The organism is Agromyces sp. NPDC052230 (assembly GCF_040679595.1).
Lineage (GTDB): Bacteria > Actinomycetota > Actinomycetes > Actinomycetales > Microbacteriaceae > Agromyces.
In genome coordinates, this window is sequence record NZ_JBFAVC010000007.1 from 253,260 (window position 1) to 269,818 (window position 16,559).

19 protein-coding genes are annotated in these 16,559 nt (G+C 68.8%); 3 read left to right on the forward strand and 16 right to left on the reverse strand.

What is annotated here, in order from left to right; all coding sequences use genetic code 11:
- Positions 1-21: 21 nt before the first annotated feature.
- The 13 genes from AB0K73_RS16510 to AB0K73_RS16570 all read right to left on the reverse strand — a co-directional run bounded on the left by AB0K73_RS16510 (position 22) and on the right by AB0K73_RS16570 (position 11,017).
- Complete coding sequence (locus AB0K73_RS16510; RefSeq protein ID WP_360514812.1) at positions 22-783, reverse strand: peroxide stress protein YaaA; 762 nt, start codon at positions 781-783, stop codon at positions 22-24.
- Positions 784-1,356, reverse strand: a complete 573-nt coding sequence (locus AB0K73_RS16515; protein ID WP_360514809.1) for an ATP-binding protein — start codon at positions 1,354-1,356, stop codon at positions 784-786. It lies immediately after the preceding gene.
- Positions 1,357-1,366: 10 nt separating this feature from the next.
- Positions 1,367-1,627 carry a F0F1 ATP synthase subunit epsilon gene (locus AB0K73_RS16520; RefSeq protein ID WP_360514806.1) on the reverse strand — a complete coding sequence of 87 codons (261 nt, stop codon included), beginning with the start codon at positions 1,625-1,627 and terminating at the stop codon, positions 1,367-1,369.
- Positions 1,628-1,629: 2 nt separating this feature from the next.
- Entirely contained in the window at positions 1,630-3,090 is a 1,461-nt protein-coding gene (gene atpD / locus AB0K73_RS16525; RefSeq protein ID WP_360514803.1) for a F0F1 ATP synthase subunit beta, read from the reverse strand.
- 20 nt (positions 3,091-3,110) lie between these two features.
- The gene (locus tag AB0K73_RS16530) at positions 3,111-4,007 is read right to left on the reverse strand and encodes a F0F1 ATP synthase subunit gamma (RefSeq protein WP_360514800.1); all 897 of its coding nucleotides are present in this window, start codon (positions 4,005-4,007) and stop codon (positions 3,111-3,113) included.
- Positions 4,008-4,050: 43 nt separating this feature from the next.
- Positions 4,051-5,691: a F0F1 ATP synthase subunit alpha gene (gene atpA, locus AB0K73_RS16535; RefSeq protein ID WP_360514797.1), complete on the reverse strand. Its 1,641-nt coding sequence runs from the start codon at positions 5,689-5,691 to the stop codon at positions 4,051-4,053.
- Positions 5,692-5,788: 97 nt separating this feature from the next.
- A complete protein-coding gene (locus AB0K73_RS16540; RefSeq protein WP_360514794.1) occupies positions 5,789-6,583 on the reverse strand; it encodes a F0F1 ATP synthase subunit delta in 795 nt (264 codons plus the stop codon).
- Between the two features lie 3 nt (positions 6,584-6,586).
- Positions 6,587-7,147 (reverse strand): F0F1 ATP synthase subunit B, encoded by a 561-nt coding sequence (locus AB0K73_RS16545; RefSeq protein WP_360514791.1) that lies wholly within the window; start codon positions 7,145-7,147, stop codon positions 6,587-6,589.
- Positions 7,148-7,175: 28 nt separating this feature from the next.
- On the reverse strand, positions 7,176-7,412 hold the full coding sequence (gene atpE, locus AB0K73_RS16550) for an ATP synthase F0 subunit C (protein WP_360514788.1): 237 nt from the start codon (positions 7,410-7,412) through the stop codon (positions 7,176-7,178).
- Between the two features lie 45 nt (positions 7,413-7,457).
- A complete protein-coding gene (atpB, locus tag AB0K73_RS16555; protein ID WP_360514785.1) occupies positions 7,458-8,237 on the reverse strand; it encodes a F0F1 ATP synthase subunit A in 780 nt (259 codons plus the stop codon).
- A 203-nt stretch (positions 8,238-8,440) separates the two neighbouring features.
- Positions 8,441-8,917, reverse strand: a complete 477-nt coding sequence (locus tag AB0K73_RS16560) for a hypothetical protein (RefSeq protein ID WP_360514782.1) — start codon at positions 8,915-8,917, stop codon at positions 8,441-8,443.
- Positions 8,898-10,223 (reverse strand): MraY family glycosyltransferase, encoded by a 1,326-nt coding sequence (locus AB0K73_RS16565; protein WP_360514779.1) that lies wholly within the window; start codon positions 10,221-10,223, stop codon positions 8,898-8,900. Before AB0K73_RS16565 ends, AB0K73_RS16560 begins: the two co-directional genes overlap by 20 nt.
- Positions 10,220-11,017, reverse strand: coding sequence for an L-threonylcarbamoyladenylate synthase (locus tag AB0K73_RS16570; RefSeq protein ID WP_360514776.1), 798 nt, complete (start codon positions 11,015-11,017; stop codon positions 10,220-10,222). The genes AB0K73_RS16565 and AB0K73_RS16570 overlap by 4 nt, the downstream gene beginning before the upstream one ends.
- 42 nt (positions 11,018-11,059) lie before the next feature.
- On the opposite strand from AB0K73_RS16570, the gene AB0K73_RS16575 reads away from it, so the two are divergent.
- Entirely contained in the window at positions 11,060-11,698 is a 639-nt protein-coding gene (locus AB0K73_RS16575) for an HAD-IA family hydrolase (protein ID WP_360514773.1), read from the forward strand.
- Positions 11,699-11,762: 64 nt separating this feature from the next.
- Here AB0K73_RS16575 and AB0K73_RS16580 read toward each other — a convergent pair whose 3' ends face one another.
- The gene (locus AB0K73_RS16580) at positions 11,763-12,593 is read right to left on the reverse strand and encodes an ABC transporter permease (RefSeq protein ID WP_360514770.1); all 831 of its coding nucleotides are present in this window, start codon (positions 12,591-12,593) and stop codon (positions 11,763-11,765) included.
- A gap of 5 nt (positions 12,594-12,598) precedes the next feature.
- Entirely contained in the window at positions 12,599-13,510 is a 912-nt protein-coding gene (locus AB0K73_RS16585; RefSeq protein ID WP_360514767.1) for an ATP-binding cassette domain-containing protein, read from the reverse strand.
- A gap of 118 nt (positions 13,511-13,628) precedes the next feature.
- Here AB0K73_RS16585 and AB0K73_RS16590 point away from each other — a divergent pair, with 118 nt between their 5' ends.
- Positions 13,629-14,618 (forward strand): TetR/AcrR family transcriptional regulator C-terminal domain-containing protein, encoded by a 990-nt coding sequence (locus tag AB0K73_RS16590; RefSeq protein WP_360514764.1) that lies wholly within the window; start codon positions 13,629-13,631, stop codon positions 14,616-14,618.
- 13 nt (positions 14,619-14,631) lie between these two features.
- Here AB0K73_RS16590 and prmC read toward each other — a convergent pair whose 3' ends face one another.
- Positions 14,632-15,516: a peptide chain release factor N(5)-glutamine methyltransferase gene (gene prmC, locus AB0K73_RS16595; protein WP_360514761.1), complete on the reverse strand. Its 885-nt coding sequence runs from the start codon at positions 15,514-15,516 to the stop codon at positions 14,632-14,634.
- A 104-nt stretch (positions 15,517-15,620) separates the two neighbouring features.
- Here prmC and cysK point away from each other — a divergent pair, with 104 nt between their 5' ends.
- The gene (gene cysK / locus AB0K73_RS16600; protein ID WP_360514758.1) at positions 15,621-16,556 is read left to right on the forward strand and encodes a cysteine synthase A; all 936 of its coding nucleotides are present in this window, start codon (positions 15,621-15,623) and stop codon (positions 16,554-16,556) included.
- The last annotated feature ends 3 nt before the right edge of the window (positions 16,557-16,559 follow it).

Sequence of the window (16,559 nt, forward strand, 5' to 3'; positions counted from 1 at the left end):
GGAGCTCAGCATTCGTCCGGCTCAGGCGACGAGATCGAGTTCGCGGGGCGCGTCGCGCGAGGGCGACCGACCCAGCTCGAGCGCGAAACCGACGGTGGCAGCCCAGTCGATGAGGTCATCGACCGAGCTGAGCTCCGGCCGTGACTGGAGGAGGGCTCGCGTGAAGCGGCCCTTCGCCTGCTTGTTGAAGTGATTCAACGCGCGCCGGCGGCCGTCGGCGTCCTCGGCGACGACCCGGACGAACACGCTGTTCCCTCGGACAGGCGCAGGCCCGAGGTCGACGTAGCCCTCGGAGCGCAGGTCCACGATGAGGCCGTCGGCATCGGCGAGACATGCCGCGATCGATCGCCGCCAGTGCCGGCGGAGTGGCAGCCCCGGAAGGCGGGAGCCGTGCGAGAGCCGGTACGCGGGGATCGCGTCGAGCGCGCCGACAAGACCGAACAGCGCCGAGTGCACCACGAGCGTGCTCGCCGCGAACGACCTCGATGACGCATCGAGTGAGCCGGCATCCAGCGCGTCGAACAGGACGCCCGTGTACCGATCGATCGCGGGCATGGTCGCCGACGTGCGGAGGGTCTGATTCCGCTCCACCTCGAAGGCGAGTCGCGGACCGAGTTTCAGGACACGCATCATGGCGTCCGCGTCGGCGGCGAGCCGAACGACGCGTTCGATGATCTCGCCGCGGGGTTCGGTCAGTTCGGGGAACGAGAGCGTCGAGACGTCGAGGCGCGCGCCTTCACCGCCGTCGCGCTTCGTCTCCGACGGGGGCAGCAGAACGAGCATCTACGCCGCGATGAACGCGAGCGCGGAGTCGACGTTCGCTCCGAGGGAACCGACGCTGTCGATCGTGACACGCGGCAGTGCCGAGCTCGGACCCGTCCACGCCGCATACCCCTCGAGGCTCTGCTCCACTGCGCGCCACGTCGTCTCGTCGAGGTGCGGCAGACGACGTTCCCGCTTCTCGAGCCGTTCGCGATGCAGCCGCTCGTCAGAGCAGACCACCTCGATGACACGGAGACGCACTTCGGTGCGGTCGGCCAGGTCCCGCCACTGCAGTCGAGCGGCCTCCGCGGCGTTCACCGCATCGACGATCACGGTGCGACCCGACTCGAGTTCCTTCTCCGCGATCTGCTCGGCGACAAGGTACGCCGCGAGCCCGGTCGGCTGGTCGGCGTCGATCCCGGCGCGCAGGATCGCCGACTCGATGGGATCGACCGACACGACGGTCGCACCGAGGCGGGCGCCGACGATCTCTGCGATCGTCGACTTGCCCGCGCCCGGCAGTCCCGCCATGACGACGAGCTGGGTGACGCTCAGGTCACCGAATTGGCGATCGATCGGCTGGTCCCCCTGCATCCGAGCCTCCTCAGGCGAGTTCGGCGCGGGAGGCGACCACCTGCACCGCGTCAGCATGCACCGACAGGAAGCCGTCCTCGGCGTTGGCGGTGATCTTCTCACCACCGGGCAGGGTGACCCGCACCTCTCCGCCCGCGAGGTTCGCGAGCATCGGCTCATGGCCGGGCAGTATGCCGATCTCGCCCTCCACGGTGCGGGCGACCACCATGGTCGCCTCGCCCGACCAGACTTCGCGGTCGGCCGAGACGACGCTCACGTTGAGAGCGGCCATGATCAGCCGTTCTCCTTCTGGATCTTCGCCCACTTCTCTTCGACGTCGGAGATGGGTCCGACGTTGAAGAAGGCCTGCTCGGCCACGTGGTCGAAGTCGCCGCGAGCGATGGCGTCGAACGACTCGATCGTGTCCTTCAGCGGCACGGTCGAACCCTCGACGTTCGTGAACTTCTTCGCCATGTAGGTGTTCTGCGACAGGAACTGCTGGATGCGGCGCGCACGCGACACCGTGATCTTGTCCTCCTCGGAGAGCTCGTCGACACCGAGGATGGCGATGATCTCCTGCAGTTCCTTGTTCTTCTGGAGGATCTGCTTGACCGTCGTGGCGACGCGGTAGTGATCCTCACCCAGGTACCGGGGGTCGAGGATTCGCGACGTCGAGGTCAGCGGGTCCACGGCCGGGTAGAGACCCTTCGATGCGATCTCACGCGAGAGCTCGGTCGTCGCGTCGAGGTGCGCGAACGTCGTGGCCGGCGCGGGGTCGGTGTAGTCGTCGGCGGGAACATAGATGGCCTGCAGCGACGTGATCGAGTGACCGCGAGTCGAGGTGATGCGCTCCTGCAGGATGCCCATCTCGTCGGCGAGGTTCGGCTGGTAGCCGACCGCGGACGGCATACGGCCGAGCAGCGTCGACACCTCGGAGCCCGCCTGCGTGAACCGGAAGATGTTGTCGATGAAGAGCAGCACGTCCTGCTTCTGCACGTCGCGGAAATACTCCGCCATCGTGAGCGCCGAGAGCGCGACGCGAAGACGCGTGCCGGGCGGCTCGTCCATCTGGCCGAACACGAGGGCCGTCTTGTCGAAGACGCCCGCCTCCTCCATCTCGTGGATGAGGTCGTTGCCCTCACGGGTGCGCTCGCCGACGCCCGCGAACACCGACACACCGCCGTGGTTCTGCGCGACGCGCTGGATCATCTCCTGGATGAGGACGGTCTTGCCGACGCCCGCACCACCGAAGAGGCCGATCTTTCCACCGAGCACGTACGGCGTCAGCAGGTCGATGACCTTGATGCCGGTCTCGAACAGCTGCGTCTTCGACTCGAGCTGGTCGAAGGCCGGGGGCTTGCGGTGGATGGGCCACCGCTCGGTGATCTCGATGTGCTCGCCCGGCTCAGCGTTCAGCACCTCGCCGATGACGTTGAAGACCTTGCCCTTGGTGACGTCGCCGACCGGCACCGAGATGGCGGCACCGGTGTCGCGGACCTCCTGGCCGCGCACGAGCCCGTCGGTGGGCTTCAGCGCGATGGCTCGGACGAGGTCGTCTCCGAGGTGCTGGGCGACCTCGAGGGTCAGGACGAGGGTCTCGTCGCCGAGCGTGATCTCCGTCTTGAGCGCGTTGTAGATCTCGGGGATCGAGTCGTGCGGGAACTCGATGTCGACGACGGGGCCCGTCACGCGGGCGATGCGGCCGACGGCGCCGGCGGTCGGCTCAGCGACCGGCGCGGTTGCAGTGTCAGTCATTCTGCTCTCTCTTTTCTGGATTACTTGGCGACGACGAGCGCGTCGGCGCCGCCCACGATCTCGGAGATCTGCTGCGTGATCTCGGCCTGGCGCGCGTTGTTGGCGAGGCGCGTGTAGTCGGTGATGAGCTTGTCGGCGTTGTCGCTCGCGGACTTCATCGCCTTCTGCGTCGCCGCGTGCTTGGCCGCGGCCGACTGGAGGAGCGCGTTGAAGATGCGGCTCTCGATGTACACCGGAAGGAGCGAGTCGAGCACGGTGCCGACATCGGGCTCGAACTCGTAGAGCGGCTGCACCGTGGCATCGGGCTCCTCGACGCCCTCGACGACCTCGAGCGGCAGCAGTCGCACAACCTCGGGGGTCTGCGTCATCATGCTCACGAACCGGTTGTAGACGATGTGGATCTCGTCGACTCCGCCGTCGGACGCGTCACGCAGGAACGCCTCGAGCACGGCGTCGGAGATGTCCTTCGCCAGCTCGAACTCGGGGTTCTCGGAGCTGCCGGTCCACTGCTGCTCGGATGCCCGCCGGCGGAACTGGAAGTACCCCACCGCCTTGCGACCGACGAGGAAGTACACGACCTCCTTGCCCTGCGAGCGAAGCAGCTCACTGAGCTCCTCCGCCTCGCGCAGCACCTGCGAGTTGAACGCACCCGCGAGTCCGCGATCCGAGGTGAGGATCACCACGGCGGCACGCTCGATCGTCTCGGGCTCAGTCGTGAGCACGTGGGCGACGTTCGAGTACGTCGCGACCGCCGAGACGGCGCGCGTGATGGCGCGCGAGTACGGCGTCGAAGCCTTCACACGCGCCTGCGCCTTCTGGATGCGCGAGGCGGCGATGAGCTCCATCGCCTTGGTGATCTTCTTCGTCGTCTGGGCAGACTTGATCTTCTGCCGGTAGACCCGAAGTTGCGCTCCCATGTCTCTCCTGTATTCCTAGAGTCCGATCGACGGTCGACGTCGCCTAGCGGCGAGACTTGACGATCTTCTCCTGGTTGACGTCCTCGACGGCGATCGCCTCGAACTGCTCGGACCCGACCGACGCGAGGGGCTTGCCCTCACCTGTCTGGAACTCCAGCTTGAACTTGTCGACCTCGGACTCGAGCGTGTCGACGTTCTCGTCGGACAGCACGTTGGTGTCGCGAAGCTCACCGAGCACTGTCGTGTTCCGGCCGAGGTAATCGAGGAACTCGCGCTCGAAGCGCAGGATGTCCTCGACGGGAACCTCGTCGAGCTTGCCGTTGGTGCCGGCCCAGATCGAGACGACCTGCTCCTCGACGGGGTACGGCGAGTACTGCGGCTGCTTGAGCAGCTCGGTCAGGCGTGCACCACGCGCGAGCTGACGACGGCTCGCCGCGTCGAGGTCGGACGCGAACATCGCGAACGCCTCGAGCGAGCGGTACTGGGCGAGCTCGAGCTTCAGCGTGCCGGAGACCTTCTTGATCGACTTCACCTGCGCGTCGCCGCCGACTCGGGAGACCGAGATGCCGACGTCGACCGCGGGGCGCTGGTTGGCGTTGAAGAGGTCGGACTGGAGGAAGATCTGGCCGTCGGTGATCGAGATCACGTTGGTCGGGATGTACGCCGAGACGTCGTTGGCCTTCGTCTCGATGATCGGCAGTCCGGTCATCGAGCCCGCGCCGAGTTCGTCGGAGAGCTTCGCGCAACGCTCGAGCAGTCGCGAGTGCAGGTAGAAGACGTCACCGGGGTACGCCTCGCGGCCCGGCGGGCGACGGAGGAGGAGCGACACGGCACGGTAGGCCTCGGCCTGCTTCGACAGGTCATCGAAGATGATGAGGACGTGCTTGCCGGCGTACATCCAGTGCTGGCCGATGGCCGAGCCCGTGTACGGGGCCAGGTACTTGAAGCCGGCAGGGTCGGACGCGGGGGCCGCGACGATGGTGGTGTACTCCATGGCGCCGGCGTCTTCGAGGGCGCCCTTCACACCGGCGATCGTCGAGCCCTTCTGGCCGATCGCGACGTAGATGCATCGAACCTGCTTGTCGGGGTCACCCGACTCCCAGTTGGCCTTCTGGTTGATGATCGTGTCGATCGCGATGGCGGTCTTGCCCGTCTGGCGGTCGCCGATGATGAGCTGGCGCTGGCCGCGGCCGATCGGGATCATCGCGTCGATGGCCTTGATGCCGGTCTGCAGGGGCTGGTGCACCGACTTGCGCTGCATGACGCCGGGGGCCTGCAGCTCGAGCGCACGACGGCCCTCGAGTCCGGTGATCTCGCCGAGGCCGTCGATGGGGGTGCCGAGCGGGTCGACCACACGGCCGAGGTATCCCTCACCCACGGGGACCGAGAGGACCTCGCCCGTGCGGGTCACCTCCAGGCCCTCCTCGATACCGGTGAACTCGCCGAGCACGACGACGCCGATCTGGTCTTCCTCGAGGTTCAGCGCGAGGCCGAGCGTGCCGTCGGCGAAGCGCACGAGCTCGTTCGCCATGACCGAGGGCAGTCCCTCGACGTGGGCGATGCCGTCGGCCGCATCGGTGACGTACCCGACCTCGGTCTTCTGGGCCGCGCCCGGCTCATAGTCCCGGGCGAACTCCGAGAGAGCCGAACGGATCTCGTCGGGGCTGATGGAGAGTTCTGCCATTGCCATTTCCTTCTCTGCGGGCCAGGCCCATTTCTGTACTGGTTGTACAGCTACTGGTGTGTCGCGGCGCGAACGCCGGTCGTGTGTGGGGCCGGCGTCAGCCGGCGAGCTTCTGCCTCAACGTGCCGAGGCGGCTGGCGACGGAGCCGTCGATGACATCGTCGCCGATCTGCACGCGAACCCCGCCGAGGAGGGCGGGATCGACGATGGTGTCGAATCGGATGCGGCGACCGGCCTGTGCCGAGAGCCCCTGCTCGAGTCGTGCGAGCTGGGCCTCGGTCAGCGGCACGGCGGTCGTGACCGTGGCGACGTCGAAGCCGCGCTGGTCGGCCACGATGGAGGCCGCGTTGCGGAGCATGTCGCCGATGCGACGTCCCCGCGGATCCTGCACGAGGTGCCGCACGATCGCGAGCGTGGCGGGCGATGCCGTGCCGGCGAGAAGCCGGTCGACCACCTTGGCCTTGGCATCGGGCGAGCCGAGCTTCGACCCGAGCGCGAGCTCGAGCTCCGAGTCGGAGGCGACCGTGCGCTCGAAGGAGAAGAGCTCGGCGTCGATGTCGACGCCCTCCCCCGCGGTGTCGGCGGCGAGCCGGAACCCGAGTTCCTCGACTCCGGCGAGGAAGTCGGACGCGCTCGACCAGCGACTCGACGCGGCGCTCACCAGGAGCGTCGCCGCCTCGGGTGAGATCCTGCGCCCGAAGACCGCCTCGACGAGCGCTCGCTTCTGGGCGACATCCGCCTCGGTATCGGTGAGGGCGGTACGCAGTTGCGATGTCGACCCGATGACCCGGCCCGCGGCGAGGAGGTCCTCCGCGACCGGCAGCGCCGGACGGCCGAGCGACGCGAGCGCCGCCCGGGTCTCGGCCAGGGCCTCTCTCGTAGCGCTACCCATGGGCTACTTCGTCCCTCCGGCGGTGGCCTCGGATGCCTCGAGGTCGGCGAGGAAGCGGTCGACGACGGCCTTGGCACGCTGGTCGTCGGAGAGCGACTCCCCGATCACACCCGCGGCCAGGTCGATCGCGATGGTACCCACTTCGGACCGCAGCGACACGAGCGCCGACTGACGTTCCGCCTCGATCTGCGCCTGCGCGCTCGCGGTGACGCGGGCTGCCTCGCTCACGGCCTGGTCCTTCGCCTCGGCGACGATCTTCTTGCCGTCTTCGCGGGCGGTCTCGCGGATGCGACCCGCTTCGGCGCGCGCGTCGGCGAGCTGGGCGGTGTACTCCTCGAGTGCCGCCTCGGCCTTGCGCTGCGCCTCGTCGGCCTTCGCGATGTTGCCCTCGATCGCCTCGGCGCGCTCGTCGAGCAGCTTCTGGAGACGGGGCAGCACGTAGCGCCAGAAGAACAGGAGCAGCACCACGAAGATGACCGCCGACCAGATGATGTCGTAGTCGGCCGGCAACAGCGGGTTGGGCGACTCCCCCTCGGTTGCAGCACTCACGAGTGCATGAAGCACAGTTGCCTCCTCGATTGGAGCGGTCGGATCAGAAGCCGAAGATGAAGCCGGTCGCGATGCCGACGAACGCGAGCGCCTCGGTGAAGGCGATGCCGATCCACATCAGGACCTGCAGGCGGCCGGCGAGCTCGGGCTGGCGGGCGACACCCTCGATCGTCTTTCCGACGACGATGCCCACGCCGATGGCCGGGCCGATCGCGGCGAGGCCGTAGCCGACCGTCGCGATGCTGCCGTTGATCTCCGCGAGAACGGTGGTTGCGTCCACGTTGGTGTTTCCTTTCTTAGGGAGTGAAGTGGGCGAGTGCCCGGCTCAGTGCTCCTCAGCGACCGCGAGCTGGATGTAGACCGCGGTGAGGAGCGTGAAGACGTACGCCTGCAGGAGGGCGACGAGGATCTCGAACAGCGTGAAGGCGAACCCGAAGGCGAGGCTCCCCGCGGCCAGGGCCGTCCACCCCCCGCCGAGCGTGAAGAGGAAGAAGTGGGTCGCCGAGAAGAACAGCACGAGCAGCAGGTGCCCGACGATCATGTTCATCAGGAGTCGCAGGGTGAGCGTGACGGGCCGCAGGATGAACGTCGAGATGAGCTCGATGAGCGCCACGATCGGGAGCACGAAGATCGGCACGCCCGGGGGGAACAGGGCGTTCTTGAAGAAGCCGCCTGGGCTCTTCTTGATGCCCGCGTAGATGAATGTGACGTACGAGACGACCGCCAGGACCAGCGGCACGCCGATGACGGAGGTGCCGGCGATGTTCAGCCCGGGGATGATGCCCGTCAGGTTCATGAACAGGATCATGAAGAACATCGTCATGAGGATCGGCAGGAACCGCTTGCCGTCCTTCTTGCCGAGCAGGTCTTCGGCGATGTTCACTCGCACGAAGTCGAGACCCATCTCGACCAGGCTCTGGAAGCGGCCGGGCACGACCCGCATGCGGCGCGTACCGAGCCAGAAGATGAGCAGCAGCGCGGCGACCGCGATGAAGCGGACGATCATGATGCGGTTGATCGCGAAGGGCGTGCCTTCGAAGAACACGACCTCGGGGAAGAACTCCAGGATCGACGGAGAGTGGAAGCCACCATCGTCGGTCGACATCGGTACCAGCAGGTTGAGGGCGTTAGCTAGCAGCGCTATCTCCTGTTTCGGGGCGTGGAGCTCGGCTCTCGCGACGACGAACAACGGAACGGAATCCGCACATGCCGGAACAGGGCGGGAAACCGTGGGGGATCCCCATCACTCTAGCAAGAACTTCTACGAGCGGACGAATTCGCAGGGCACCTCTTCGTCTCGCGGAAAACCTATTCGTCGTGCGGAGCCTTCGGCAGTCGCACGTCGCTCGCGTAGGGCATGCGCGACTTCGTGACGACCAGCACGTCGACCACGAGCGAGGCGATGACGCCGGCGACGAGGCTGAGGAAGAGCACGGTCGGGTTCAGCCAGTCGGCGCCGCGCAGGAGAACGACGAGCACGATGAAGACGATGAACTTCAGGAGCCATCCGCCGAGCACGATGCCGAAGAACGCGCCGACGAAGACGTCGCTCGACGCGAACCGGTTCGCGAACAGGATGCTCGCCGCCGTGATGCCCATGAACACGGCCGCCATGAGCGTGCCGATGAGCGCGCTCACGAGGCCCTCGGTGCCGGCGAAGACCAGGCCGAGGATGCCGCTCACGACGAGCACGACCGCGGCGAGCGCAGCGCCCCAGAGGAGCGCCCGGCGAAGCACGGGGTTGGACGTGGGCGTGCGGTCGGACTCAGGGCGCGGGTCGGTCATGGTGCTCCAATTCGGGGTCTCCCGATTCTACCGGCCGGTTCCGGGCGACCACCGGACCCCCCGATACGGGCTGGTCGAAGAGATCGATGTGATGCACGGGGATGGGCCCCGTCTCGAGCTCGTCGTACACCGAGACATCCGCCGCCACCGGCTTCGCCTCGGCCGCCACGGTCAGCCGCTTCCGGCGTCCGAGGGGCGCGAGCGTGAAGATCGCACTGACGACGAAGCCCACGCCCAGGAACACGAAGCCCCAGATCGCATCGATGCCGAAGTAGAGGGGGAAGACGTAGGTGAGGAGGCATCCGATCGACGCCACCGCCGTCCATGCGTAGAAGATCAGCACCGCGTTCAGGTGCGAGTGGCCCATGTCGAGCAGGCGGTGGTGGAGGTGCTTGCGATCGGCCGCGAACGGCGACTTGCCGGCGCGCAGGCGGCGGATGACGGCGAGCCCGAAGTCGAGCAGCGGGATGATGAGCACCGCGAACGGGAGGAGGATCGGGATGAACGCGGCGAACAGCTCCTCGAGGCCGACCGAGCCGGGGTTGATCTGACCGGTCACCGAGATGGCGGAGGTGGCCATGAGGAGGCCGACGAGGAGCGCCCCGGCGTCGCCCATGAACAGCTTCGCCGGATGCCAGTTCAGCGGCAGGAAGCCGATGAGCGCCCCGACCAGGACGACCGCGATGAGCGACGCGAGGTTGAAGTAGTTGAGCGGCGACGTCTGCTGCACCAGCAGGTAGGTGTAGAGGAAGAACACGCCGTTCGCGATGAGGGCGACGCCGGCCACGAGTCCGTCGAGGCCGTCGATGAAGTTGATCGCGTTCATCACCAGCACGATCGCGAAGACCGTGATCGTGGCGCTCATCCACGACGAGCCGACCGTGATGCCGCCGATCGGGAGCGACACGATCGACACGCCCTGCCAGGCGATGAGGCCGGCCGCGATGAACTGGCCGGCGAGCTTCGTCGTCCAGTCGAGGTCCCAGATGTCGTCGGCGACGCCGATGAGCACGATGAGGAGCGCGGCGCCGAGGATCGAAAGCACCTGCCCGGGATTCTGGAAGATGATCGCGATGTTCGAGAACCTCGTGGATCCGAGCGACGAGATGAACGCCGCCGCCGCGAAGGCCGCGAGGATGCCGACGAATATCGCGATCCCGCCGAGGCGTGGCGTGGGCCGGGTGTGCACGTCGCGCTCGCGGATCTTCGGGTACAGCCGGTACTTGAGGCTGAGCTTCCACACCAGCACCGAACCACCGAAGCTGACGAGCGCGGCCACGAGGGCGAGCAGGAGGAAGAGGGTCATGAGGCGGCGGCATCCGCTTCGTCGGATGTCTCGGCCGCGGCCTCGTCGACCGGCGCGGCCTCGTCGACCGACGCCGCCGCGTCGACCGACGCCGCCGCGTCGACCGGCGCCAGCAGTTCCTCGCCCACGACGGCCGCGATGCGCTCGCGCGAGATGACGCCCGCACGCACGATGCGCAGCACTCCCCCGTCGGCGTCGAGGTCCGTCGCGTCGACGATCGTCGACGAGGTGTCGCCGGGACGCTCGCCGATCGACTCGTATGCGGTGCCCGCGGGGCCGCCGTCGAGGTACACGGTCACGGCGTCGCCGAGCATCCCCTCGGCGTCGGCGGCCGTGGTGGCCGATGGCTCACCCGATCGGTTGGCGCTCGACACGGCGAGCGGGCCGGTCTCGGAGAGGAGTTCGAGGGCGATGGGGTTCGACGGCATCCGGAGCGCCACCGTGCCGCGCGTCTCGCCGAGGTCCCACTGCAACGACGGCTGCGCGTGCAGGATGACCGTGAGGCCGCCGGGCCAGAACTCGGCGACGAGCCGGCGCACGGGCTCGGGCACCTCGCTCGCGAGCGCATCGAGGGTGGGGATGCCGGGGATGAGCACGGGCGGCGGCGACGTGCGCTCGCGCCCCTTCGCCTCGAGCAGCCGAGCGACCGCGGTGGGCGAGAATGCGTCGGCGGCGACGCCGTAGACCGTGTCGGTGGGGATCACCACGAGGTCACCGCGCCCGATGGCGGCGCGGGCGAGCCGCATTCCGGTGAGCAGTTGGGAGGCGACCGAACAGTCGTAGATGGCAGTCATGACCGCTCGATTCTAGACCCCGCCCCTTGTCATACTCGGGGCATGGCCTCCGCGCTGCTGTTCCTGTTCGATTTCGACAAGACGCTCTACGCGTACGACTTCCGCAGGCGGCTGCCGCGACTAGCGGAGCTCACGGGCGTGAGCCAGTACGCCCTCGCGAAGCGGTGGTGGGAGGAGGGCTTCGAGGCCTCCGCCGAGGCAGGCGAGTATCCCTCCACCGAGGAGTACCTTGCCGCGTTCAACGAGGTCACCGGCGGCCGGCTCACCGCCGAAGGATGGCGCGAGGCCCGGCGCGCGGCGATGACGCCGATCCCCGAGTCGATCGCGGCGCTCCGTCGTGCCGCAGAGCTCGGCACCGTCTCGCTGCTCTCGAACAACCCGATCATCTTCCGCGATTCCCTGCCCGAGCTCGCGCCCGAGGTGGCGGACCTGCTCGGCGAGAACGACCTCGTCTCGGCGGTACTCGGCGCCCGCAAGCCCGAGACGCGCAGCTACACCCGAGCGCTGAGCCGCTACGGCATCCCGCCCGAGGACACGATGTTCATCGACGACTCCGGCGCGAACGTGCGCGGCGCCGCGGAGGTGGGCATCACCGCGTTCCAGCTCTTCGAGGTCGACGGCGGTTACAACACGGATGCCCTCGTCGAGGCGATCGAGGCGTTCGCCGCCGAGCGCGACTGAGCATGACGGATGCCGCGAGCCCGTGCGGCCCGCGGCATCCGTCGTCGTCGGTGCCCAGGTCGACTCAGCGGCGTCCGGCCTTGCGGCGGAAGAGCCACGCGCCCCAGACCACCGACACGGCGATGATGCCGACGCACCAGCCGAGCGCCCACCAGGCGGAGTCGCCGAGCGGCGTGTCCATGAGCAGCGCCCGGATGGTCTCGATGACCGGGGTGATGGGCTGGTGCTCGGCGATCCACTGCAGCCAGTCGGGCATCGTCGCAATGGGCACGAAGGCGCTCGACAGGTAGGGCAGGAACAGCAGGATGAAGCCGTACCCGCTCGCCGCCTCGGGCGTCGACGCGGCGAGGCCGATGGCCGCGAACAGGTAGGTGATGGCGAGGATGTACAGCGCGACCACGCCGAGCACGCCCGCCCACTCGAGTGGCGTCGCGACGGGACGGAAGCCCACGAGCAGCGCGACCGCGATCACGACGCCGGTCGCGACGAGGTTCCGCACCAGGCTCGCCACGACGTGGCCGGTGAGCACGGCGCCGCTGCGGATCGGCATGGTGCGGAACCGGTCGATGATGCCCGTGGTCATGTCGCGCGACACGGCGATGGCGGTCGACGAGGCGCCGAAGCCGGCGCAGAGCAGGATGATGCCGGGCACCACGTAGTCGACGTAGCCGCCGGAGGGGTCGATCGCGTTGCCGAAGATCCACGTGAACATCAACATGAGCATCGTCGGCAGCACGACGGCCATGAGCATGGCCTCGACGTCGCGCACGGAGTGGAGGAAGCTGCGGGCGATGAACGTCGACTCGGCGGTCAGGGCCCCGAGGCGGGGGCGGATGCCGGGGCCGGTCGCGGGGGTCGGCGTGGCGGTGGGGCGGGGGTGGGTGATGGCGGTCATGTTCGTCACTTCGTCTCGAGGAGTTCACGGGAATCGGATGCCGCTCCGCGGGCCGTGATCGCGAGGAACACGTCGTCGAGGCTCGGCCGGCGGATGGCGACGGACGCGCCGTCGGCGGCCGCGGCGGGGCTGCGGTCGAGTTCGTCCACGGCCGCACGGAGTCCGTGCACGGTGCCGTCGGTCGGAAGCTCCACGATCAGCTCGCCGTCGGCGCTGCGGAGCTCGACGACGTCGCCGCCGATGCGCGCCTTCAGCTCGTCGGCGGTGCCCTCGGCGGCGATTCGGCCGCGGTCGAGCACCGCGATGCGGTCGGCGAGACGGTCGGCCTCCTCGAGGTACTGCGTGGTGAGGAAGACGGTGCTGCCGTCGTCGGCGAGCGAGCGGATGACGCGCCAGAGCTCCTGGCGGCTCCGCGTGTCGAGCCCGGTGGTGGGCTCGTCGAGGAAGAGCACGGGCACGGGCACGATGAGGCTGAGTGCGAGGTCGAGGCGACGGAACATGCCGCCCGAGAAGGTGCCGACCCGGCGGCCGGCGGCATCCACCAGCCCGAACCGCTCGAGCAGCTCGGCGGCCCGCATGTGGGCCTCCCGCCGACCGAGGCCCGAGAGACGGCCCATCATCACGAGGTTCTCCGTGCCCGTGAGCACCTCGTCGACGGCCGCCGACTGGCCCGTGAGCGCGATGCGGCGCTGCACCTCGAGCGGCTCGGCGACGACGTCATGGCCCGCGACGCGCGCCGCACCCGCGTCGGGCCGCACGAGGGTGGTCAGGATGTTGATGGTCGTCGTCTTGCCGGAACCATTCGGCCCCAGCAGGGCGAAGACGGTGCCGGCCGGCACGGCGAGATCGAGACCGGTGAGGACGTCGGTGCGGCCGAAGCGCTTGCGGAGACCGCGGGCTTCGATGGCGAGGGACATTGTTGCTCCTATCGTCGGATGTTCTGCGTATGAGCAAAACTGTTTATGTGGTCCGCTGTTGTTTCAGTAATACACAGTTCTAGACTGGTCGTCAATACCGCCGCGAGAACGGGAGCCGATGCCGAACCCGACGCCATCCGACCGCGATCGGCCCGAGCGGCCCGACCCCGAACTTCCTCGCGGCGTCGCCCTCACCTGGGGCATCGCGGCGAACCCCCAGCGCGGTCCGAAGCGGGAGCTCTCGATCGAGCGCATCGTGGACGCCGCGATCGAGATCGCGGATACCGATGGCCTGGCCGCGGTGTCGATGAGCCGCGTGGCCGCCTCGTTCGGGTTCACCACGATGTCGCTCTATCGGTACGTGACGAGCAAGGACGACCTCATGCTGCTCATGCAGGAGGCGGCGAGCGCCGTGTCGGTGCCCGACGATTCCGTCGAGCGCACCTGGCGCGAGGGCCTCACGGCGTGGGTGCTGGCCCTCCGAGGCGCCTACCTGGAGCATCCGTGGCTCGTCGACATCCCCATCTCGGGTGCGCCGATCACGCCGAACAGCCTCACGATCGTCGACTGGGCCCTCCGCGAGATGCGCGACCTCCCGCTGAGCGACGGCGAGAAGATGTCGGCCCTGCTCCTCCTCACGAGCTACACGCGGGCCACGAGCGCACAGGCGCGCGACCTCGGCGTCGCCGCCGCGGCATCCGACCCTGCGGATGTCTCGGGCGAGAACTTCTTCGAAGCGCTCAGCGAGCTCGTCACCCCCGAACGATTCCCCTACCTCAGTCCGTTGCTCATGGCCGGTGGGTACGTCGCCGAGCCTGGGCAGGGGTCGGTCGACACCGACGACGACTTCGAGTTCGGGCTGCAGCGCATCCTCGACGGACTCCAGCACCACGTCGAACGGGTCGAGTCGCACGCCGCACCGCTCGATCGCGCCCCGCTGCCGCCGCACCTCGAACTGCCGCGTGACCCGCGCGTCCGCGAGGCGGCGAAGGCCCGGCGCGAGGCCGAGAAGGCGCTCCGCGAGGCGCAGAAACGAGAGCGCGAGGCCATCAAGGCGGTGCTCGAGCGCGAACGGAACGCGCGGGCGCGGGCCGAGCGTCAGAAGTAGCGGATGCCGCGCGTCAGCGGCGTGCCGTCGTCGCCCGATCCCGCCCGGTGAGGTCGCGGTGGTGCACGACCCCACGCCAGCCGTCGGCGGCGAGGATCGCGGCGATCGCCGCCGACTGCGTCTCGGCGTGCTCGATCACGAGCGCACCGCCCGGATGCAGCAGCTCCACCGCCCGGGTCGACAGCACGCGGATGACGTCGAGCCCGTCGGGGCCGCCGTAGAGGGCCTCCTCGGGATCGTGCACGTGCACTTCGGGATCCCGCGGCAGCTCGGCGGCGGGCACGTACGGCGGGTTCGAGACCACCACCGCAGCGCGGCCGTCGAGCTCGCGCAGCGCCGTCGCGAGGTCGCCGAAGACGAGCTCGAGGTTCGTCGCGCCGACCTCGTCGACGTTCCGACGGGTCCACGGGAACGCCTCGGGCGAGTTCTCCACCGCCCAGATCCGCGCGTGCGGCACCTCCGTCGCGAGCGCGATCGCGATCGCGCCGCTGCCGCTGGCGAGGTCGATGGCGATCGGCTCGGGTTCCGCCGCGGTGCGCAGCGCATCGATCGCGAGCTGGGCGACCTGCTCGGTCTCGGGCCGCGGCACGAACACGCCCGGCCCGACGGCGAGTTCCAGCGAGCGGAAGGGCGCGCGGCCGGTGAGGTGCTGGAGCGGCTCCCGCCGCTCGCGGCGCGCGACGAGCGACTCGAGCGACTCGGCATCCGCTGCCGAGAGCTGCCCGCCCATCACGAGCCGCGCCTGCACCCCGCCCCGCGTGAGGCCGAGGACGTGCCCGATGAGCAGCTCCGCGTCGACGGCAGGGTCGGGAACGCCCGCCGCCTCGAACCGGGCCACGGTCTCGTCGCGCACCAGGCGCAGGTCGTGTGCGCCGGGCGGCGGCATCCGTTCATCCATGAAATGGAATGTAACGCACGGTGCCGCGAAGCACCCGCCACGTAGTCTGGAACCCGGCACCTCGCCGCCGCACGCACCCGAGCATCCACCCGAGAGGAAGCACCATGGCCAAGGTCTTCGACAACATCACGCAGGTCTTCGGAGGCACCCCGCTGGTCCGGCTGAACCGGGTGACCGAGGGAGCGCAGGCCGAGGTGCTCGCGAAGCTCGAGTTCTACAACCCGTCCGCGAGCGTGAAGGACCGCCTCGGCGTGGCCATCGTCGACGCGGCCGAGGCGTCAGGCGAGCTGCAGCCTGGCGGCACGATCGTCGAGGCGACGAGCGGCAACACCGGCATCGCGCTCGCCATGATCGGCGCCGCGCGAGGCTACAAGGTGATCATCGCCATGCCCGAGACCATGAGCCGGGAGCGCCGAGGCCTCCTGCGCGCCTACGGCGCCGAACTGGTGCTCACCCCCGGCGGCGAGGGCATGAAGGGCGCCGTCTCGCGTGCCGAGCAGATCGTGGCCGACACTCCCGGCGCGGTGCTCGCGAAGCAGTTCGACAACCTCGCCAACGTCGAGATCCACCGTCGCACCACGGCCGAGGAGGTCTGGAACGACACCGACGGCGGCGTCGACATCTTCGTCGCCGGCATCGGCACCGGCGGCACCCTCTCGGGCGTCGGCCAGGTGCTCAAGGAGCGCAAGCCCGACGTGCGGATCGTGGGCGTCGAACCCGCCGAGTCCGCGATCCTCACCGGCGGGCAGCCCGGTCCCCACAAGATCCAGGGCATCGGGGCGAACTTCGTGCCGTCGATCCTCGACCGCGACGTCTACGACGAGATCATCGACGTGAACATCGACCAGGCCCTCGCCATGGCGCGCCGGCTCGGCGTCGAAGAGGGCATCCTCGGCGGCATCTCCTCGGGTGCGACGGTGCACGCCGCGGTCGAGCTCGCCAAGCGTCCCGAGAACGCCGGCAAGACCATCGTCGTGATCGTCGCGAGCTTCGGCGAGCGGTACCTCTCGACGATCCTCTATGAGGGTCTGCTTGACTGATCG